Below are 19,799 nucleotides of genomic sequence, written 5' to 3'. Positions count from 1 at the left end.
CCCTGCGATACTGCACGTCGGCTTTCCCAGGCTCCAGCATGCGCGCACCCGCTCACCTCCACGACCTGACCTTTGACACCGAAGTGGCAGCGGGCCCGTATCCACCGCAGGGTTTTCTGCCGATCGCCGAAGGCGCGTTGGGCAACGGCGATTGTTTCGGGCTGTACTGGCCATTGGGGCGCGAAGGCGCATTGCCGCTGGTCTGCGAGATGTTCCATGACGAGGGCAGGATGGTCTACAGCCATTCTTCGCTGGACGTGTTCGTGCACTGGTTGGGCATCAATCGCGCGCTGGACGAGGATGCGTGGGATGACGACGAGTGGGATCCGCGCGCGCATGATGTGGACGACGCAGACTCGCCTTTCCGGCTTGTCGAGTCGGCGCAGGGACATGTAGCAGCGGGCGAGCCCGCCGCTGCGATCCCACTGCTCGACGCCGCAACCGCGGCTTTTCCAGACCTGCAGAAGGGCTGGGCCATGCTCGCTGGCCAACACATGCGGTTGCGCAATGCCGAGCTGGCGGTGCGCGCGGCGCGCTCGGCCGTGCTGGCCAACTGGGCCTTTGGCGTGCCCGAGGCAGGTGTGCTGCGCATCCTGAAATCGGCGCATGCTGGTGCGGATCCGGTGGTGGCGATGGCGCAGCAGATGGGCTTCGCCTTTGGCGGTGCCAGGAACAACCCGGACTACGCGTTGATGCAGGCCTGCATCGATCGGTGTTGGCAGATCGGCGATAGGGAGGCGGCACTACGGTTGTCGCACAACCGCTGTTACGTGCTGGCCGCCGAGACGGTGTCATTCCAGGAGCGCGAGCGCTTTGATCTGCCCGCCTGGCAGCTTGCGTTCCGCGAACAGTGCCGCCTCGCCCTCGGCGACGACCGCCAGCGCATGCAGTAGAGCCACGCCGCGCGTGGATACCGCACCGGACGACAGGATCCACGCTGTGCGTGGATCCGATCCATCGCAGATCAGCGCGACAGCGGCTGCTGTGCCTGAGCCTGTTCCTGCGCCTGTCGTTGTGTCTGTTCGGCGTTCAACGCTTCGCTCTGGCGAGTGCTGGATTGCAGATCCTGGCTGACCGCCTGCGCAAGGTCGATGTAGGTGCGATGCGCTGCAGGATCGCCCAGCTGGCCCTGCACCGCGAATATACCATGGCCGTCGGGGCGCGCCACCACGGTGTCCACCTGTGACATGCCGACAAGCTTGGACTCGTAGGCGACCTGTCCAGCGGCATTCTCCAGCTGGCCGCGGTCATGGAACAGCGGCGATAGTCCACCTTGGCTGCGCTGCTGTTCCAACGTTTCCAGCTTTTCGACGACCTGCTGGTAGCGCGGATTGTCGGCGTGCCCGGGCGTGGCCATGCTCGGTGCTGCAGATTCGGCCTGCTGATGCTGCTGGCTTGCCGCCTCCAGCGCACCCAAGGTGCCGCTGCCGGCTTTGCCGTCCACCGTCAGCTGATGATCGCGCTGGAACTGCTGGACCGCCTGCAGGGTGCCCGGGCCAAAGTGACCGTCGGCCACCAGCGGTGCACCGTCCTTGCCCGTGTAGCCGAGGTCGGCCAGCTTCTGCTGCATGGCCTGCACCTCATCGCCCTTTGCGCCGTTCACCAGCACGCCACTGCCAGCCGACGCACCGGGTGTGCTGGGCGAGCCGTGCGAGGGGGCATGGGTTGGGGTGATGCCCAGCTGGGTCATGGCCGTGTCGAAGCGTTGATCGCGGCTGGTCACGGCCGCAGGCGACTGGATGCCGAATTTGGTCGCATCGACGAAGGTCTGCACGTCGGCCCGGCTTGGTGGATCGCCGGCCTGGACGGTACCGCCCTGCAGCTTCTCCGCGTTGCCGGCCAGATAGCTGATGAACTGCGGGCCCATGCTGCCGAACTGGTTGTCATAGTCGGCCATGGCCAGCTGCAGTTCCGGGTTTGCCACGATGGCATCGGCGGCGGCCGGGTTGGTCGCGCGCACCTTGGCGATGGCCTCGTCGACGCGCTCGATGGCGCTGTCCAGCTTGGCGTTGGTGAGCTGGTCGATGTTGGCCTGCGGAATGGCCTGCAGCTTGGCGTCGAGCGCGGCCAGCTGCTGTGTGCTCAGCCCCCCGTGCTGGGACAGCAGTTCGATGTCACCGTTGGTGAAACCGTTGTCGCGCAGGAAGCGCCTGGCCTGGGGGTTGCCGCCGACGTCGAACTGCACCAGGCCGAACGAATAGGCGCTGGTGCCCTCCTGGGCGTATGAAAAATGGTCCAGGTGGCGGGTGTTGCCGCCCAGTTCGGTGTTGAGGAACAGCGTGGACAGCTGCTCGCGGGTGAGAGTGGAATCCGTTGCCATGGTCATCGTTCTTCAATGAGGAAAAGGGAGCCGTGCCCGCCCGGCTGATGTCAGCCGGCGCAGTGCTGCTGGGTGAAGCCGAGCAGCTGGCGGGTGGCCTCGGTGCCGTAGGCAGCCGGTGCCGGTTCGATGGCGAACTGGCCGACCATCTGGTTGCTGCACAGTTGCACGTTGCGCTTGCCGGTGGCTGTTTCCAGGGTGCAGTTGGCCGCCAGCAGGGCGTTGTGGCCGGCGCCGATGTTGGTTGCCGCTGTGCAGCCCAGCAGGCTGCCTTTCTGGCCGTTTTCACCCAGCAGCGTGTTGAAGGTCGCCAGCTGGCTGTTGGGGTCGCGCAGCACCAGCATGTCCACGCACTGCTGCTGGCCGTCGGGCACTTCGCAGGCGTCCTGGTCGACCAGACCGTCGCGCGTGGCCGACAGTACCTTGAGGCGGTCGGCAGATACCTGTTGCAGGCAGTGCGCGTCGCTGCACAGGTCGCGCGTGTGCTGGATCCAGCGCTGCTGCTCGGCCTGCAGCTTGGCCTTGCCGGCGGCATCGAGGGTTTGGCTTGCGGCGGCTTCGGCCTTGGCCAGCTCGCCTTCCTGCTTCAACAGGGCGGGGTCGTTGCAGATCAGGGTCTGCACCGGCGATGCCGGATTGGCGCAGGCGGTGCTGCCGGCGGCCGCTGCCGGGGCATTGGCCGCCTTGCCGTCGGTGCTGGCCTGTTCGGTGGCGGCTGCAGGCGTCGTGGCCTGGGCTTCACCGGAGGGCGGGGTGCAGGCGGCCAGCAGGGCCACCCAGCACAGGGTCATGAGGGGCTTGATGGTCCGGGTCATACGTTCACTGCTGCGCTGCATGTCTATCCTTTGATGTCTGCGTCCTGGCGCATGGCCTGCGGGCGGCAGGCATGGGGCGAACCATGGAACGGGGGCGCCGTGGCGGCCGCGCGGCGGGCTGGGCATTGCAACATCCCGCGCCGGGGCCGTTGGCGGGAACAGAGCGTAGCAAGCGACTGCTTAGGGCTCTGTGACAGGGCGCGCGGAACGCGGCGGCCGGTGCCCGGATGCAGAACGGGCGCCCGAAGGCGCCCGTCCGTGTGCATCCGTTGCTGGGGTCAGAGCCCTTTCCTGCGGAAAGGGATCCGACCCCGCGCACGGCATCAGTAGCGGTAATGATCCGGCTTGAACGGACCTTCCACCGGCACGCCGATGTAGTCGGCCTGTTCCTGGCTCAGGGTGGTCAGCTTCACGCCGATCTTTTCCAGGTGCAGGCGAGCCACTTCTTCGTCCAGCTTCTTCGGCAGCAGGTACACCTTGTTCTCGTAGGTGCCCTTGTTGGCCCACAGGTCGATCTGGGCCAGGGTCTGGTTGGCGAACGAGTTGGACATCACGAAGCTCGGGTGGCCGGTGGCGCAGCCCAGGTTGACCAGGCGGCCTTCGGCCAGCAGGAAGATCGCATTGCCGTTGGGGAAGATGTACTTGTCCACCTGCGGCTTGATGTTGACGTGCTTCACGCCCGGGAAGGCGACCAGCGCATCGACCTGGATCTCGTTGTCGAAGTGGCCGATGTTGCAGACGATGGCCTGGTCCTTCATCGCGCTCAGGTGCTCGATGCGGATGATGTCCTTGTTGCCGGTGGTGGTGACGTACAGGTCGGCACGGCCCAGGGTGGATTCGATGGTGTTGACCTCGAAGCCTTCCATCGCCGCCTGCAGGGCGCAGATCGGATCGATCTCGGTGACCACCACGCGCGCGCCGTAGGCACGCAGCGACGCGGCGCAGCCCTTGCCGACGTCACCGTAGCCGCAGACCACGGCGACCTTGCCGGCCAGCATCACGTCCATCGCGCGCTTGAGGCCGTCGGCCAGCGACTCGCGGCAGCCGTACAGGTTGTCGAACTTGCTCTTGGTGACCGAGTCGTTGACGTTGATCGCCGGGATCAGCAGGGTGCCGGCCTGGGCCAGCTGGTACAGGCGGTGCACGCCGGTGGTGGTTTCTTCCGAAACGCCCTTCCAGTCCTTGACCACGCGGCCCCAGTAACCCGGGCGCTCCTTGGCCACGCGCTTGAGCAGGTTCTTGATGACCTGCTCTTCGTGCGAAGCGGCCTTTTCGTCGACCCAGGTGCTGCCGTTTTCCAGCTCGTAGCCCTTGTGGATCAGCAGGGTCACGTCACCGCCGTCGTCGACCACCAGCTCCGGGCCGGTCAGGGTGCCGTCGGGCAGGGTGAAGGTCAGCGCGTCCAGGGTGCAGTCCCAGTACTCTTCCAGCGACTCGCCCTTCCAGGCGAACACGGGGGTGCCGGTGGCGGCGATCGCCGCAGCGGCGTGGTCCTGGGTCGAGAAGATGTTGCACGAAGCCCAGCGCACGTCGGCGCCGATGTCCTTCAGGGTCTCGATCAGCACCGCGGTCTGGATGGTCATGTGCAGCGAGCCGGTCACGCGCACGCCCTTCAGCGGCAGCTCGGCCTGGTACTTGCGGCGGATGGACATCAGGCCCGGCATTTCGTGCTCGGCGATGTCCAGTTCCTTGCGGCCCCAGTCGGCCAGGGTGATGTCGCGGATCTTGTAGTCGCCTTCGGTGGAGAAGGTCTTGGCAACAGCATTCATGCAGTAGCTCCGGTTGTGGGCGAGCGGATGCTCGCATCTGGCCGGGCGCCGTTGTTGCAAAGCCACCTGGCCGAGCCTGGCCGGTCTCAGGGGATCCGGTCGCAGCGCCCCTCGGCAGGGGAGGATGCCCATTATATCGCGCCTCCGCTGTGACACGGCGATGACCCAACCATCGGCAGATGGGCGCAGGTGCATGGCCTGTTAAGGTCGAGGGCTTCATGCAGCGAACAGGTAGAACAATGATGAGCACGCACGCACGCCGCAACCGGCGCTTGACTGGCCTGGTCCTGTCGATGGCCCTGCTGGCGGTGGTCCCGCAGGCCTGGGCTGCGGCACCGCAGGCGGCCGCGGCGCAGGCACAGGGCGTGGCCGGTTACGAGCTGCCCTCGGCCGCACTGCAGGCCGTGGTCGACGCGCCGCGGGCGCCGTCGCTGTTCCTGTCGCCGCGCCGGGATGTCGCCGCGCTGATGCAGATGCCGTCGCTGCCGTCGATCCAGGTGGTGGCGCAGCCGGAGCTGAAACTCGCGGGCCTGCGCATCAATCCGAAAACCTTCTCTGACAGCCGCTTCAGCTTCGGCCAGAAGCTGTGGTTGATGAATGTGGCTGACGGCAAGGAACGGCAGATCAGCGGGTTGCCGGCCTCGTTGTCGATCGCCAGCCTGACGTGGTCGCCGGACCAGAAGTGGCTGGCCTTCAACCAGGTCGATGCCGCTACCGGGGCCAATGAGCTGTGGCTGGTGGACGTGACTGGCGGCAGCGCCCGTCGCCTGGTCGCCGGCCTGAACACCGTTCTGGGCAGTGGCTACCAGTGGTTGCCGGACAGCCGTGGCCTGGTGGTGTTCACCCGCCCGGGCAACCTTGGTGCCGCCCCGGCTGCTGATGGCATTCCGACCGGCCCGGCCGTGCAGCAGACCAGCCAGGGCGGTGGCGTGGTGTCCATCCGCACCTACCAGGACCTGCTGAAGAACGAGGCCGACGCGCGCCAGTTCGATTACTACGCCACCACCCAACCGATGGAAGTGGGGCTGGACGGGCAGAGCCGTGCCATCGGTGCGGCCGGCATCTTCATGGGTTTTGCGGTGTCGCCCGACGGCCGTTTCGTGCTCAGCCAGCCGGTGCAGCGTCCGTACTCCTACGTGGTGCCGCTGAGCAGCTTCCCGCGCCGCATCGAAGTGCTCGACCGCAGCACCGGCAAGCTGGTGCATACCGTGGCCGTACGGCCGCTGGTGGAAGGCCTGCCGACCGGCAACGATGCCGAAGTGACCGGCGTGCGTGACATCAGCTGGCGCGGCGATGCCGATGCCACCCTGGTCTGGGCCGAAGCGCAGGATGGTGGCGACCCGAACAGGGAAGCCAAGGTGCGCGATGCGGTGTTCATGCAGGCCGCACCGTTCGACACGCCGCCGGTGACCCTGGCCCAGCTCGGCAGCCGCTATGCCGGCATCAGCTGGGGCCGTGGCGACCTGGCCCTGCTCAACGAATCGTGGTGGAAGACCCGCCGCAGCAAGACCTGGCTGATCGCACCGGACAACGCCAGCGCCGATGCCAGGCTGCTGTGGGATCGCGACGCGCAGGACCGCTACGCCGATCCGGGCCGCCCGCTGATGACCAGTGATGACCGCGGCCGCTCGCTGCTGCAGACCACCGCTGATGGCGGCAGCCTGTACCTGGCCGGTGCCGGTGCATCGCCGGAAGGCGACCGTCCGTTCGTTGATCGCTTCGACGTGGCCAGCGGCAAGGCAACCCGCCTGTTCCATTCGCAGGCACCGACCTACGCCGCGCCGGTAACGCTGCTGGATGCGCAGGCCAGTTCGCTGCTGATCAGCCGCGAGAGCCCGGACGAGCCGACCAACTTCTACGTGCAGTCGCTGGCCGACACCAACGCCGCACCGCGTGCGCTGACTCATTTCGCCCATCCGCTGCCGCAGCTGAAGGGCGTGCAGAAGGAGCAGATCCGCTACAAGCGCAAGGACGGCGTGGACCTGACCGCGACCCTGCTGCTGCCGCCGGGCTACGACCCCAAGCGCGATGGTCCGCGGCCGCTGCTGATGTGGGCCTACCCGGGTGAGTTCAAGAGCGCGGCGGCCGCCAGCCAGGTGACCGATTCGCCGTACCGCTTCAACGCCATCAGCTACTGGGGCCCGCAGGCGTTCCTGGCCAAGGGCTATGTGGTGCTGGCCAGCCCGTCGATGCCGATCATCGGCGAAGGCGACAAGGAACCCAACGACACCTACATCGAACAGCTGGTGGCCAATGCGCAGGCCGCAGTGGACGAGGTGGTGCGGCGTGGTGTGACCGACCGCGAGCACATCGCCATCGGTGGCCACTCCTACGGTGCGTTCATGACCGCCAACCTGCTCGCGCACACCCGCCTGTTCAAGGCCGGTATCGCGCGCAGCGGCGCCTATAACCGCACGCTTACCCCGTTTGGTTTCCAGGCCGAAGAGCGCAACTACTGGCAGGCGCAGGACGTGTACCAGAAGATGGCGCCGTTCAATTACGCCGACAGGATCAAGGATCCGATCCTCTTCATCCACGGCGTGGACGACAACAACTCGGGCACCTTCCCGATGCAGAGCGAACGCATGTTTGCCGCAGTGAAGGGGCTGGGCGGCACCGCCCGCCTGGTGATGCTGCCGAACGAGTCGCATGCCTACCGCGCACGCGAATCGATCATGACGATGCTGGCCGAAAGCGAGCGCTGGCTGGAGCAGAACCTCGGCCCGGTGCAGCAGGGCAAGGCGAAGAAACAGCGCTGATCCGCGCACGATGGCGGCCCCCGCAACAGGGCCGCTTCCCACGGTAGCGCCGGGCCATGCCCGGCGGATGCGTGCAGATGAAACCATTTCTGCATCGCAGCACGGCACGCGTTCTGGTTTAGGCTTGGGGTCTGGATCCGTTGACCGAGGCCTGTGCGTCGCCGATGAACGAGTACCGCAGCAGTATCGAATTCGCTTCCCCTGATCTTCCCCTGCGTGACGACGTGCGCCGTCTGGGTGCACTGGTCGGTGACCTGCTGGTCGAGCAGGTGTCGGCCGCCTTTCTCGATGACGTCGAGGACGTGCGCACGCGTGCCATTGCCCGCCGCGAGAACCAGGCGCCGCTCTCCGAGCTGGCCGACGGCCTGGCCGGGCGTGAACCGCAACAGGCCGAGACCATGGTGCGCGCGTTCAGCACCTACTTCCAGGTGGTCAACATCGCCGAGCGCGTGCATCGCATCCGCCGCCGCCGCGACTACCAGCGCGCCGTTGCGGCCGCACCGCAACCCGATGGCCTGCAGGATGCCCTGCGGCACCTGAAGGCGCAGGGCGTTGGCCTGGACGAACTGGCGCAGTGGCTGCCACGCATCGATATCGAGCCGGTGTTCACCGCACACCCGACCGAAGCGGTGCGCCGCGCGCTGCTGGAGAAAGAGCAGCTGATGGTGGCCAGCCTGGTCGACAATCTCGACGGCCAGCGCACGCCGGGTGAGGCGGCCGCAGACGCCGCGCGCTTCCGCATGGCGTTGACCGCCTCGTGGCAGACCACCGATTCCTCGCCGGTGCGCCCGACCGTGGACGACGAACGCGAGCACGTCGGCTTCTATCTGGTGCAGGTGCTGTACCGGGTGATCCCGGTGCTGTACGAATCGCTGCAACAGGCACTGCGCGATACCTATGGCGCGGAACTGCCGCTGCCGCGCCTGCTGCGTTTCGGCACGTGGGTGGGCGGCGACATGGACGGCAATCCCAATGTGGATGCGCACACCATCCGCAATACGCTGGATGCACAGCGCGTTGCCGTGCTGGGCCGTTACCAGAAGGAACTGCTGCAGCTGGCCAGCCTGCTCAGCCAATCCACCGAGCGGGTGGGGGTAAGCGATGCACTGCAGGCGCGCGTCGCGCATTACCAGCAGTTGCTGCCGCAGGTGCAGTCGCGGCCACGCCATGCCGACATGCCGTATCGGTTGCTCAACGACCGCATGCGTGCACGCCTGCAGGCCACGCTGGATGATGCCGACGGCGCCTATGCCGGCCCGGACGAGCTGATCGACGACCTGCAGCTGATCCTCGACAGCCTGCGCGCGAACCGGGGCGAGCATGCCGGCGGCTTCGCGGTGCAGCGCCTGTTGTGGCGGGTGAAGACCTTCGGTTTCCATCTGGCGCGGCTGGATGTGCGCCAGGAATCGAGCGTGCATGCGCGCGCGCTGGCCGCAGTGCTGGGGGGCGATGCGGCATGGGACGCATTGGATACAGCGGGTCGCGCACGCCTGCTGGCACCGCATGCCAGTGGTGAAACACCATTGCCTGTTGGCGATGATGAGGGCAACCAGCGCTTGGATGCAGTGTTCGCGGCCTTGGCCGATGCCCGTGCGCGGCATGGTGGCGACGCGCTGGGCAGCTACATCATCTCGATGGCGCACGACCGTGGCGATGTGCTGGCGGTGCTGGCCCTGGCGCGGCGTGGCGGCCTGGTCGATGACGCCGGCCACGTGCCGCTGGATATCGCGCCGCTGTTCGAAACCGTGGACGACCTCAAGCGCGGCACCGCGACGCTGCGCGATCTGCTGGCCGATCCGGTGTACCGCGCGCATCTGCGTGCACGCGAGGACGTGCAGATGGTGATGCTCGGCTATTCGGACAGCAGCAAGGATGGTGGCATTGCCGCATCACGCTGGGGCCTGCAGCGCGCACAGGTGGAGCTGCTGGAAGTGGCCGCCGAAGCGGGCCTGCGCCTGACCTTCTTCCATGGCCGCGGTGGCTCGATCAGCCGCGGTGGTGGCAAGACCACGCACGCGGTCGATGCCTCGCCACGCGGCAGCATCGATGGCCGCCTGCGGGTGACCGAGCAGGGCGAGGTGATCCACCGCAAGTACGGCATCCGCGCGCTGGCACTGCGTTCGCTGGAGCAGGCCACCGGTGCGGTGCTGCGCGCCAGCCTGCGCCCGCGTGCCGCCGAACCGCGCGAGGATGATTGGCGGCCGGTGATGGACGTGGTCGCCGGTTCCAGCAGCGAGGTCTATCGGGCGTTCGTTGGCCAAACGCGTTTCATGGACTACTTCCGTACCGCCACGCCGATCGATGTGATTGAACGGATGACGCTGGGATCGCGGCCGTCGCGCCGGCTCGGCCAGGATGCGGCCTTGACCAACCTGCGCGCGATTCCGTGGGTGTTCGCCTGGAGCCAGGCGCGCGCGGTGATTCCGGGCTGGTATGGGGTCGGCAGCGGCCTGCAGGCGGCCGCCGACGCCGGCCATGAAGCCACGTTGCGTGAAATGGCGCGGGACTGGCCGTTCTTCCGCACGTTCCTGGATGACATCGCGATGGTGCTGTCCAAGGGGGATATCACCATCGCCGAACAGTTCTCGCGTTTGTCGGGTGAGCTGCACGACGCGTTCTTCCCGCAGGTCGAACGCGAGCTTGAACTGACCCGGCACTGGCTGCTGGCGCTGATGGAGCAGCAGACCCTGCTGGACCACGACGCGCGGCTGGCGCTGTCGATCCGCCTGCGCAATCCCTATGTGGACCCGATCAGCGTGCTGCAGGTGGACCTGCTGCAGCGCTGGCGCGAAAGCGGACGCGAGGACGACGACCTGCTGCGTGCGCTGGTGGCCTGCGTGAATGGTGTCTCGCAGGGCGTGCAGAACACGGGGTGATCCGCATCCGCCGGGCATGGCCCGGCGAATTCGCAATGGTAGTGCCGGCCGCTGGCCGGCAACCTCGCAGCAGGCAGGCTACTGCAGTTGCCGGCCAGCGGCCGGCACTACCGGTTTGCCAGGTGCCGAGCCCGGTCGGCCCGCTTTCATTCTTCTGGTGACGGCGGATTGGACGCCAGCAGTTCCAGATGCCGCTGCTCCATTTCCTGCCGAAGCTGGCGGCGGATCAGCGCCGCGGCCTGCCGGCGCTTTTCATCCGAACTGGCCGGCTGCAGCGATGGAACCGGCGTCGGCCGGCCGTCCTCGTCCACCGCCACCATGGTGAAGAAGCAGCTGTTGGCGTGGCGCACGCTGCGCTTGAGGATGTCCTCGGCCACCACCTTGACGCCGATTTCCATCGACGAGGTGCCGGTGTAGTTCACCGAGGCCAGGAAGGTGACCAGTTCGCCCACCGCGATCGGCTGGCGGAACACCACCTGGTCCACCGACAGGGTGACCACGTAGCGGCCGGCATAGCGGCTGGCGCAGGCATAGGCGACCTGGTCGAGCAGGCGCAGGATCGCGCCACCGTGGACCTTGCCGGAGAAATTGGCCATTTCCGGCGACATCAGCACGGTCATGGACAGCTGGTGGGATTTGAGTTCGGTCGACATGGGGCGATTGTATCGGCAACCACCGGCACTACCATCTGTCGGCCAGCGGCCGGCACTACCGAAAGCAGAAGGGCCGCTTGCGCGGCCCTTCTTGAAGGTCAGCCGACTGACAGTCGGCTCTACAGCGGCCCTTCGTGTTTCTTACTTCAGCTTCGCATCGGCGCGCAGGGCGGCGGCGCGATCGGTCTTCTCCCAGGAGAAGGCCGTGGCGTTGACGGTCTCGCCTTCGCCGTTGATGTAGCTGAACTCCTTCGGCTTGCGGCCGAAGTGGCCATAGGCCGCGGTCTGCTGGTACATCGGGTGGATCAGGTCCAGCATCTTGATGATGCCGTACGGGCGCAGGTCGAAGTGCTTGCGGATCAGCTTCTCGATCTTGTCGTCGCTGATCTTGCCGGTGCCGAAGGTGGTGACCGAGATCGAGGTCGGCTCAGCCACGCCGATGGCGTAGGAGACCTGCACTTCGCAACGGTCGGCCAAGCCGGCGGCAACCACGTTCTTGGCGACGTAGCGGGCAGCGTAGGCGGCCGAACGATCGACCTTGGACGGGTCCTTGCCGGAGAACGCGCCACCACCGTGACGGGCCCAGCCGCCGTAGGTGTCGACGATGATCTTGCGGCCGGTCAGGCCGCAGTCGCCCACCGGGCCGCCGATCTCGAACTTGCCGGTCGGGTTGATGTGGAACTTGGTGCCCTTGTGCAGCCACTTGGCCGGCAGCACCGGCTTGATGATCTCTTCGCGGACGGCCTCGATGAGGTCCTTCTGCTTGATGCCCGGGGCGTGCTGGGTCGACAGGACCACCGCGTCGATGGCCGAAACCACGCCGTTTTCATAGCGCAGGGTGACCTGGCTCTTGGCGTCCGGACGCAGCCAGGACAGCGGCGAGTTGCGCTTCTTGCGGATCTTGGCCTGCTGCTCGACCAGGCGGTGCGACAGGTGGATCGCCGCCGGCATGTAGCTGTCGGTTTCGTTGGTGGCATAGCCGAACATCAGGCCCTGGTCGCCAGCGCCCATTTCTTCCGGCTTCTTGCGGTCAACGCCCTGGGCGATGTGCGGGGACTGCTTGCCGATCAGGTTCAGCACGCCGCAGGTGGCGCCGTCGAAGCCGACGTCGGAGCTGTCATAGCCGATGTCCACGATGACCTTGCGGGTCAGCGCTTCCAGGTCGATCCAGGCGCTGGTGGTGATTTCGCCGGCAACGATGGCAACGCCGGTCTTGACCATGGTCTCGCAGGCCACGCGGGCGCGCTGGTCCTGGGTCAGGATCGCGTCCAGCACCGCATCGGAGATCTGGTCGGCAACCTTGTCCGGATGGCCTTCAGAGACCGACTCGGAGGTGAAGAGGTAGCTGGACATCAGGCTTAATATCCTTTGATTCGGATGGAAAGATGGGCGCGAATGATACACGGGGTGCGCCGCCTGTGCATTGTGAACCCGTATGGGTTGCCGGTGGTTAAGGTGTTGTGCCCGGCAGGGCAAGGCCTGGCGGGCATTGCGGGGGCATCGTGCACAGGCAGTGTTCCACTGGCGTGACCATTGCCGCCCCCGCCGGGACCGGATGTGCCAGCGCCTTCGCCGTCATCATTCTGCCGCCAAACCGCCATCTGGCTGCCGCCTGCCGGGCGCAGGCTCTCGGCCAACCCGGCCGCCGGGCAGGAGGGGACACGCCATGCAGGAACTCGAACAGCGTCTGCAGCAACGCTATCCCGACTGGTTCCATGGCCGTCGCGGCCAACTGGCCCGGCCCCTGCTGCGCAGCGTCGGGCGCTGGTCACGGCTGGACCGGATCGAGGCGTTCCTGCGCCGCAACGCCAACGTGCGCGGTTTCGACTTCGTCGCCGCCGGGCTGGAGTTCATCGAGGGTCGCTACCACGTGGACCCCGCCGCGCTGGCGCGGATCCCGGCCACCGGCCGCCTGCTGATCGTGGCCAACCACCCTTCCGGCGCGCTGGATGCGCTGGCGTTGCTGGATGCGGTCGGCCGTATCCGCCGTGACGTGCGGATCGTGGCCAACGATCTGCTGGGCGCGATCGGGCCGCTGCAGGACCTGCTGCTGCCGGTACGCATCCTCGGCGGCAAGGTCCAGCGCAGCAGCCTGCAGGCGGTGGAGCAGGCGCTGGCGGCCGAGCAGTGCGTGATCGTGTTCCCGGCCGGCGAGGTCTCGCGGTTGTCGCTGCTCGGCATCCGCGATGGCCGCTGGCAGCGGGGGTTTGTCCGCTTTGCCCGTGCCGCCGCCGCACCGGTACTGCCGGTACGGGTGGAAGCGCGCAACTCGGCGCTGTTCTACGGCGCTTCGACCCTGTTCAAGCCGGCTGGTACGGCACTGCTGGCACGGGAGATGTTCGCCCGCCGCGGCCGGCCGCTGCGGCTGCGCATCGGCGAACCGATGCAGCTGGGGCAGGGTGATCCCGGCGCGCAGCTGCTGGCGGTGCGCCGCGCGGTATATGCGCTGGGGCGCAGCACAGCGATTGCCGAAGGCTGCCCGGCAGGGCCCGAGCCGCTTGCCGCGCCGGTGCCGCCTGCACAGGTCGCCGCTGCGATTGCCGCCGCCACCGTGCTGGGGCAGACCGCCGATGGCAAACAGATCCTGCTGGCCAGCTGCACGGCCGATTCGCCGCTGCTGCACGAGCTGGGGCGGCTGCGCGAACTGACTTTCCGCCAGGTGGGCGAGGGCACTGGGCGCAGTCGCGACCTGGATGACTTCGACCTGCACTACCAGCACATCGTGATCTGGGACGGCACCGCCCAGCGCATCGCCGGGGCCTACCGGATCATGCGGGGCGCGCAGGCGCTGGCGCGCCGGGGCCTGGCCGGGCTCTACAGCGCTTCGCTGTTCCGCTATTCCGACGACGCCATTCCCCGCATTGCCGAAGGCCTGGAATTGGGACGCAGCTTCGTGGTGCCCGATTACTGGGGCAGCCGCAGCCTGGATTACCTGTGGCAGGGCATCGGCGCTTACCTGCAATGCCAGCCCGGCATCCGCTACCTGTTCGGTGCGGTGTCCATCAGCGCCGCGCTGCCACGCGATGCGCGCGAGCAACTGGTGGCCTATTACCAGCGTTACTACGGCGCAGCCGATGGCCGGGTGCAGTCGAACCGGCCGTTCCAGTACTTCGCCGCGCCACCTTGCTTTGGTGAGATGGATGCGGCGGCTGCCTTCGACGTGCTCAAAGCCAATCTCGCCGCGCTCGGTACCGGTGTGCCCACCTTGTACCGGCAGTACACAGACCTGTGCGAACCCGGCGGTGCACGGTTCCTGGCGTTTGGCGTCGATCCGGATTTCAGCGACTCGATCGACGGCCTGATCGAAGTCGACCTGCACGCGATCCGGCCACACAAGCGCAAACGCTACCTGCGCGATGCGGGGATGCCGGCATGAGCACGCTGGCGAACCTGGCACCGCATCGTCGCGCCGTGTTCGTCTCCGATGTTCATCTCGGGTCGCGGCATTGCCACGCCACCGAGCTGGCGCGTTTCCTCGGCACCCTGCGCTGCGAGCGACTGTATCTGGTCGGCGACATCATCGATTTGTGGTGGATGGCCCACCGACGCGCCAACTGGCGGCAGTCGCACAGCGAGGTCATCCTGGCCCTGCACGCGCTGCGGCGCGCCGGTACCGAGATCATCTACATCCCCGGCAACCACGACGCCTCGCTGCGCCAGGTGTGCGGCCTGATGCTGCCGGCGATGCAGGTGCGCCGCCGTGCGATCCACACCACCGCCGATGGCCGCCGGCTGCTGGTGGCGCATGGCGACGACTATGACGGTGTTACCCACTTCGGTGGCCTGCAGGAGCGGTTTGGTGACTGGCTGTACTACCGCATCCTCACCGGCAACCATCTGTTGAATGCGGTGCGGCGCCGACTCGGGATGCGCTACTGGTCGCTGTCCGAATTCCTGAAACGGCAGAGTGGCGCCGCTGAACGCTACATCGAGCGCTTCGTGCAGGCCGGCCTGGACGATGTTCGCCGGCGAGGCCTCGACGGCATCATCTGTGGGCACATCCACCGCGCCGCACTGATCGAACGCGACGGTCTGGTCTACGCCAATGACGGCGACTGGGTGGAGAGCCTGACCGCGTTGGCCGAGGACCACGACGGCGCCATGCGGCTGCTGGACCACAACGGGCGGACGTTGGTGGAGCTGCCGGGAGCACGGTTGTCGCAGGCGGCGTGATTCACCGCTGCAGGGACAGGCCCACGCGCGGCTGCGGCCGCACTGGCAGCTGACTGACGCGCAGCCGGGCAGGAAACCGCCGCTGCACGGAGATCGCCAAGCCGCTAGCATCGGCCGATGGACTCATTGACCCAGATCGTTCTTGGCGGCGCCGTCGCTGCCGCCATCGCCCCGCCTGGACACCGCCGTGCCGCCCTGCTGGCCGGTGCCGCGCTCGGTACCCTGCCGGACCTGGATGCCCTCTGGCTGGGCTTTGCCGCCGCCGACCCGGTGGCGAACATGACCGACCATCGCAGCTTCAGCCATTCGCTGCTGGTGCTGCCGTGGGTGGCCGCGCTGATCTGGTGGCTGTTCAAGCGCTTCGGCAACGGCCGGGTGGCGCAATCACCGCTGCGCTGGTTCTGGGCGATCCAGCTGGCGCTGGTCACTCATCCGGTGCTGGATGCGTTCACTGTCTACGGCACGCAGCTGTGGTGGCCGTTGCAGCCACATCCCGCGATGGGCTCGAGTGTCTTCATCATCGATCCCGGCTACACGGTGTGGCTGCTGCTGGGCTGCGTGCTGGCGTGGTTCGGCCGCGTGCGACCGTGGGTGGGCAAGGTGCTCTGCGTTGCGTTGCTGCTCAGCAGTGCGTACCTGGGCTGGGGACTGATCGCCAAGGCACAGGTCGACCGCGCCGCGCAGCAGAGCCTGGCCGCGATGGGCCTGGGCGACGCGCCGCGGTTCTCGGTGCCGATGCCGTTCAATACCCTGTTGTGGCGGGTCGTGGCGATGACCCCGAATGGCTACGTGGTCGCTGACCGCTCGCTGGTGGCCGACCACGGGCCGATGCGTTTCGAGGGGCATCCGTCCAACGTGCAGGCCTTGCGCGAAGCGGCGGGAATTCCGGCAGTACGGCGCCTGCAGTGGTTCAACCGTGGCTTCATGCGCGCACAGGTGGTGCAGGGCAGGCTGGTGCTGAGCGACCTGCGCATGGGGCTGGAGCCGGACTACACCTTCAATTTCGCGGTGGCCGAGCAGGTTGATGGCCAGTGGCGCGCGATCGTGCCCGAGCAGTTGCGGGTGGACTACAGCAGCCCGGCCGCGCGTGCCGATGCCGGCCGCCGGTTGTCGGCGATGTGGCAGCGCATCTGGCACGAACCGGAGGCGGCGGACGGCGCCGCCGCGCACCCGTAGATCCACGCCACGGCCCATCAGCCCAGTAGATCCACGCCATGCGTGGATGGCGCAGTGCATCGGCACCCGTAGATCCACGCCATGCGTGGATGACGTGTACCGCGGCCGCTCAATACACCGTTGCGCGGCCCTGCACGAACGAATAGAAGAACACTGCGTTCGGATCGTTCTGCACCAGCCGGAACTCGCGGCGCATGCCCTCCACCGTCTCTTCGTCCACCGTGCCGGCCTGCAGCAGCTGGTCGGCCGCCGACAACAGCAGCTGTTCCCAGAAAGCGATCATCGTCTTGCGACGTGCCGGTTCGCGGTTGTCCAGGTGGATGGTCTTGATCTCGGTGTGCACATCGCGGAAGCCACCGGCCAGCAGCAGGTTGCCCAGCTTGGCGCCGACGAACGGATCACCGCCGTGGTCGTACTGGAAATCGTTGAAGGCCATCCAGTAGCGCCAGATGTGCGGCGAATACGGATCAAGCAGGAACGAAGCATTCATCACCTCGGTGATGTAGACCGGCGAGCCCGGGGCCAACACGCGGCGTACTTCACTCAGCACGCGCGCCGGCGACGGCACGTGTTCCAGCACCCAGCACAGGAACGCCGCATCGAAGCTGCGCGCCTCGAAAGGCAGTTCGCCGGCATCGGCCTGCTGCAGCGTGCAACGGTCGTTGCACCACGGCGTGCGCGCCAGGTTTTCGCGCGCGGTTTCCAGCTGGGCCTCGCTCAGGTCCACGCCGGTCACGTGCAGCTCGGGGAAGCGGCGCAGCAGGATCTCGGTCTGCGCGCCCACGCCACTGCCGACTTCCAGCAGGCGCTTTGCGCCGCTGTAATCGATCTGGCCGAAGATGCTCGTTTCCAGCAGGCGCGCCTGGGTCATCAGCCGTTGCTGCTCGGTGCCGGAGAACCCATGCAGGTAGGTCGGGGAAGAAATAGGCGGGGTCATGGGGGCGGGCTCAGGCAGCGGAAGACATCGCCGGTTCCCCGGCGATCAGGCGGTCGAAATAGTCGGTGGTCAGCGCGATCTGGCTGGCCGGATCTTCGGCGCGGTTGACCACCGCGCGGAACGCGGCATTCTCCGGCCGATCCTTGGCGTACCAGCCCAGGTGCTTGCGCGCGATGCGCACGCCCTGCGGTTCGCCGTAGAAATCGTGCAGCGCGTGCAGGTGGCCGAGCAGGATGTCGCGCACTTCGGCCAGCGACGGCGGCGGCAGTTCTTCGCCGGTGGCCAGGTAATGCGCCACTTCGCGGAAGATCCACGGCCGGCCCTGTGCGGAGCGGCCGATCATCACCGCATCCACGCCGGTCTGCTGCAGGACGAAGGCGGCCTTCTGCGGCGAATCGATATCGCCGTTGGCGATCACCGGGATGCGCAGCGCGGCCTTGATCTCGCCGATCGTGGCGTACTCGGCCTGGCCGGTGTAATGCTGGTCGCGGGTACGGCCGTGCACCGCCAGCGCAGCGATGCCACTGTCTTCGGCGATACGCGCGATGAGCGGGCCGTTGCGATGGTCGCAGTCCCAGCCGGTGCGGATCTTCAGCGTCACCGGCACGTCCACCGCGTTCACCACTGCTTCCAGGATGCGCGCGACCAGCTGCTCGTCGCGCATCAGCGCTGACCCCGCCCAGGCGTTGCACACCTTCTTGGCCGGGCAGCCCATGTTGATGTCGATGATCTGCGCGCCATGGTCGACGTTGTAACGCGCGGCCTCGGCCAGCTGCTGCGGCTCGGTGCCGGCGATCTGCACGCTGATCGGCGCCGGTTCACCCGCATGGTCCATGCGGTGGATGGACTTGCGCGTGTTCCAGAAGCGCGGGTCGCTGATGGTCATTTCCGAGGCGGCCAGGCCCGCGCCCAGCCGTTTGCACAGCAGGCGGAAGGGTTTGTCGGTGACGCCGGCCATGGGCGCCAGCACGACGTTGGGGGCAATGGAGTACGGGCCGATCTGCATGCGTCCATTGTAGGGCGCGGCAGGCGCCCCGGCTGGGTTTGCGGCTCGCCGGTTCAGGCCGATCCTGACCGACCTCATGCCGGACGGGCATCAGCAGATGCTTGATGGTCGCTTCCGTCGCCCCCACGGGCCGGTCATGGTGGGCGGCTGGGCGGGCCGGCAAGGGGCATCCACGCACCCAGCACCCAGTAGATCCACGCCATGCGTGGATGGGGCCATCGCACCCAGCCCGGTAGATCCACGCCATGCGTGGATGGGGCCTTGCCCATGAACGTGAAAAGGCCCGGGCATCTGCATGCCCGGGCCCGATCATCATCCCCACGGGGATGTCGCGTTACTTCACTTCGGCATCGGCCGGGGTGAAGCGCGGCATCGCCGCCGCTGCGCCTTCCTTCTCGGTCGAGCGACCGGCGAACTGGTTGGCGAAGCGCACGTGGCGGGCGAACGGAGCGTCCGGCACCTGTGCCATCGAGGCCACCAGCGCACCGTTGAAGGCATCGCCGGCACCGGTGGTGTCGATCGCCTGCACCTGTTCGGCACCCACGCGGTAGTACGGCTGGGTGTCGCCACGCAGGTGCTCGTCGGCATGCGACACGAACACGCCCACCGAACCCAGAGTCACCACCACCGTGCCGTTGCCGACCAGCTTGCGGCACAGCGCGTGCAGGCTGGCACCGTCCAGCGCGGCGACGTCATTGGCATCCACGCGCTCGCCGACATGACGGCCGAGCAGGGCGGCGAACTCGGTCTCGTTCGGGGTGATCACATCGGCCAGCTTCAGCAGGCCGATGCTCGACGGGGCGTCGGCCGGGGCGGCGTTGAGAACGGTGGTGACACCGGCCTCACGGGCCACGGCCAGGGCCGCTTCGATGGTCTGCACCGGCGATTCCAGCTGCACCAGCACCACTTTGGCGCCGGTCAGCAGGGCCTGCTGTTGCTGTACGAAGTCGGTGCTCAGCGCCGCGTTGGCACCCGGGCCGATGACGATGGTGTTGCGGCCACGGGCATCGACGTAGATGCCGGCGGTGCCGGTCGGCTCGCTGCTGGCTTCGGCGATCAGCGCGAAACCATCCTGCGCGGCCAGGTCACGGGCGGTGGCACCACCGGCGTCGTCGCCCAGTGCACACAGGAAGCTGGTGTCAGCGCCGGCACGGCAGGCGGCAACGGCCTGGTTGAAGCCCTTGCCACCGGGACCGGTGCTGTAGCGGCCGGCAATGGTCGCACCCGGTGCCGGCAGCGACTCGCACCGCCACACGTGATCGACATTGAAGGAACCGACGACAACGACACTGCTGCTCATAGGGAATCTGTTCTC

14 protein-coding genes and 1 riboswitch are annotated in these 19,799 nt (G+C 67.3%); of the genes, 6 read left to right on the top strand and 8 right to left on the bottom strand.

Annotation, left to right across the window (positions count from 1 at the left end):
• Window positions 1-38 precede the first annotated feature (38 nt).
• Window positions 39-893, top strand: a complete 855-nt coding sequence (locus M2299_RS15485; RefSeq protein ID WP_280884619.1) for a hypothetical protein — start codon at window positions 39-41, stop codon at window positions 891-893.
• A gap of 71 nt (window positions 894-964) precedes the next feature.
• Here the strand turns inward: M2299_RS15485 and M2299_RS15480 are convergent, their stop codons facing one another.
• From M2299_RS15480 to ahcY, 3 genes are all read right to left on the bottom strand, one after another.
• A complete protein-coding gene (locus M2299_RS15480) occupies window positions 965-2,320 on the bottom strand; it encodes a peptidoglycan-binding domain-containing protein (RefSeq protein WP_280884618.1) in 1,356 nt (451 codons plus the stop codon).
• A gap of 50 nt (window positions 2,321-2,370) precedes the next feature.
• Complete coding sequence (locus tag M2299_RS15475) at window positions 2,371-3,135, bottom strand: lysozyme inhibitor LprI family protein (RefSeq protein WP_280884617.1); 765 nt, start codon at window positions 3,133-3,135, stop codon at window positions 2,371-2,373.
• Between the two features lie 323 nt (window positions 3,136-3,458).
• Window positions 3,459-4,904 carry an adenosylhomocysteinase gene (ahcY, locus tag M2299_RS15470; protein ID WP_025876541.1) on the bottom strand — a complete coding sequence of 482 codons (1,446 nt, stop codon included), beginning with the start codon at window positions 4,902-4,904 and terminating at the stop codon, window positions 3,459-3,461.
• A 36-nt stretch (window positions 4,905-4,940) separates the two neighbouring features.
• A riboswitch (S-adenosyl-L-homocysteine riboswitch) is annotated at window positions 4,941-5,023 on the bottom strand.
• A gap of 123 nt (window positions 5,024-5,146) precedes the next feature.
• Here ahcY and M2299_RS15465 point away from each other — a divergent pair.
• Both M2299_RS15465 and ppc read left to right on the top strand, forming a co-directional pair.
• Window positions 5,147-7,663: a prolyl oligopeptidase family serine peptidase gene (locus M2299_RS15465; protein WP_280884616.1), complete on the top strand. Its 2,517-nt coding sequence runs from the start codon at window positions 5,147-5,149 to the stop codon at window positions 7,661-7,663.
• 164 nt (window positions 7,664-7,827) lie between these two features.
• Entirely contained in the window at window positions 7,828-10,539 is a 2,712-nt protein-coding gene (gene ppc / locus M2299_RS15460) for a phosphoenolpyruvate carboxylase (RefSeq protein WP_280884627.1), read from the top strand.
• A gap of 146 nt (window positions 10,540-10,685) precedes the next feature.
• On the opposite strand, the gene M2299_RS15455 is transcribed toward ppc, so the two are convergent.
• Together M2299_RS15455 and metK are read right to left on the bottom strand one after the other, a co-directional pair.
• The gene (locus tag M2299_RS15455; RefSeq protein WP_025876535.1) at window positions 10,686-11,192 is read right to left on the bottom strand and encodes an acyl-CoA thioesterase; all 507 of its coding nucleotides are present in this window, start codon (window positions 11,190-11,192) and stop codon (window positions 10,686-10,688) included.
• Between the two features lie 141 nt (window positions 11,193-11,333).
• The gene (gene metK / locus M2299_RS15450) at window positions 11,334-12,545 is read right to left on the bottom strand and encodes a methionine adenosyltransferase (protein WP_025876533.1); all 1,212 of its coding nucleotides are present in this window, start codon (window positions 12,543-12,545) and stop codon (window positions 11,334-11,336) included.
• A gap of 313 nt (window positions 12,546-12,858) precedes the next feature.
• Between metK and M2299_RS15445 the strand changes: the two genes are divergently transcribed.
• From M2299_RS15445 to M2299_RS15435, 3 genes are all read left to right on the top strand, one after another.
• Window positions 12,859-14,568, top strand: a complete 1,710-nt coding sequence (locus tag M2299_RS15445) for a GNAT family N-acyltransferase (RefSeq protein WP_032974921.1) — start codon at window positions 12,859-12,861, stop codon at window positions 14,566-14,568.
• On the top strand, window positions 14,565-15,365 hold the full coding sequence (locus M2299_RS15440) for a UDP-2,3-diacylglucosamine diphosphatase (RefSeq protein ID WP_025877846.1): 801 nt from the start codon (window positions 14,565-14,567) through the stop codon (window positions 15,363-15,365). The genes M2299_RS15445 and M2299_RS15440 overlap by 4 nt, the downstream gene beginning before the upstream one ends.
• Before the next feature lie 117 nt (window positions 15,366-15,482).
• Complete coding sequence (locus M2299_RS15435) at window positions 15,483-16,541, top strand: metal-dependent hydrolase (RefSeq protein ID WP_280884615.1); 1,059 nt, start codon at window positions 15,483-15,485, stop codon at window positions 16,539-16,541.
• A 109-nt stretch (window positions 16,542-16,650) separates the two neighbouring features.
• On the opposite strand, the gene M2299_RS15430 is transcribed toward M2299_RS15435, so the two are convergent.
• From M2299_RS15430 to M2299_RS15420, 3 genes are all read right to left on the bottom strand, one after another.
• Window positions 16,651-17,478 (bottom strand): class I SAM-dependent methyltransferase, encoded by an 828-nt coding sequence (locus tag M2299_RS15430; protein WP_280884614.1) that lies wholly within the window; start codon window positions 17,476-17,478, stop codon window positions 16,651-16,653.
• A gap of 10 nt (window positions 17,479-17,488) precedes the next feature.
• Window positions 17,489-18,484: a tRNA dihydrouridine synthase DusB gene (dusB, locus tag M2299_RS15425; protein WP_025877853.1), complete on the bottom strand. Its 996-nt coding sequence runs from the start codon at window positions 18,482-18,484 to the stop codon at window positions 17,489-17,491.
• 334 nt (window positions 18,485-18,818) lie between these two features.
• Window positions 18,819-19,784: a ribokinase gene (locus tag M2299_RS15420; protein ID WP_025877854.1), complete on the bottom strand. Its 966-nt coding sequence runs from the start codon at window positions 19,782-19,784 to the stop codon at window positions 18,819-18,821.
• Between the last annotated feature and the right edge of the window lie 15 nt (window positions 19,785-19,799).

The organism is Stenotrophomonas sp. 1278 (assembly GCF_029892765.1).
GTDB classification, from domain to species: Bacteria; Pseudomonadota; Gammaproteobacteria; order Xanthomonadales; family Xanthomonadaceae; genus Stenotrophomonas; species Stenotrophomonas indicatrix.
Note: the sequence above shows the minus strand (reverse complement) of the source record. Positions and strands in the feature narration are given on the sequence as shown.

Coding starts and splice junctions, on each gene's coding strand:
- dusB (WP_025877853.1), bottom strand. CDS start 18,484: ATGCAGATCGGCCCGTACTCCATTGCCCCCAACGTCGTGCTGGCGCCC.
- M2299_RS15465 (WP_280884616.1), top strand. CDS start 5,147: ATGAGCACGCACGCACGCCGCAACCGGCGCTTGACTGGCCTGGTCCTG.
- metK (WP_025876533.1), bottom strand. CDS start 12,545: ATGTCCAGCTACCTCTTCACCTCCGAGTCGGTCTCTGAAGGCCATCCG.
- M2299_RS15455 (WP_025876535.1), bottom strand. CDS start 11,192: ATGTCGACCGAACTCAAATCCCACCAGCTGTCCATGACCGTGCTGATG.
- M2299_RS15420 (WP_025877854.1), bottom strand. CDS start 19,784: ATGAGCAGCAGTGTCGTTGTCGTCGGTTCCTTCAATGTCGATCACGTG.
- M2299_RS15485 (WP_280884619.1), top strand. CDS start 39: ATGCGCGCACCCGCTCACCTCCACGACCTGACCTTTGACACCGAAGTG.
- M2299_RS15445 (WP_032974921.1), top strand. CDS start 12,859: ATGCAGGAACTCGAACAGCGTCTGCAGCAACGCTATCCCGACTGGTTC.
- ahcY (WP_025876541.1), bottom strand. CDS start 4,904: ATGAATGCTGTTGCCAAGACCTTCTCCACCGAAGGCGACTACAAGATC.
- M2299_RS15475 (WP_280884617.1), bottom strand. CDS start 3,135: ATGACCCGGACCATCAAGCCCCTCATGACCCTGTGCTGGGTGGCCCTG.
- M2299_RS15480 (WP_280884618.1), bottom strand. CDS start 2,320: ATGGCAACGGATTCCACTCTCACCCGCGAGCAGCTGTCCACGCTGTTC.
- M2299_RS15430 (WP_280884614.1), bottom strand. CDS start 17,478: ATGACCCCGCCTATTTCTTCCCCGACCTACCTGCATGGGTTCTCCGGC.
- ppc (WP_280884627.1), top strand. CDS start 7,828: ATGAACGAGTACCGCAGCAGTATCGAATTCGCTTCCCCTGATCTTCCC.
- M2299_RS15435 (WP_280884615.1), top strand. CDS start 15,483: ATGGACTCATTGACCCAGATCGTTCTTGGCGGCGCCGTCGCTGCCGCC.
- M2299_RS15440 (WP_025877846.1), top strand. CDS start 14,565: ATGAGCACGCTGGCGAACCTGGCACCGCATCGTCGCGCCGTGTTCGTC.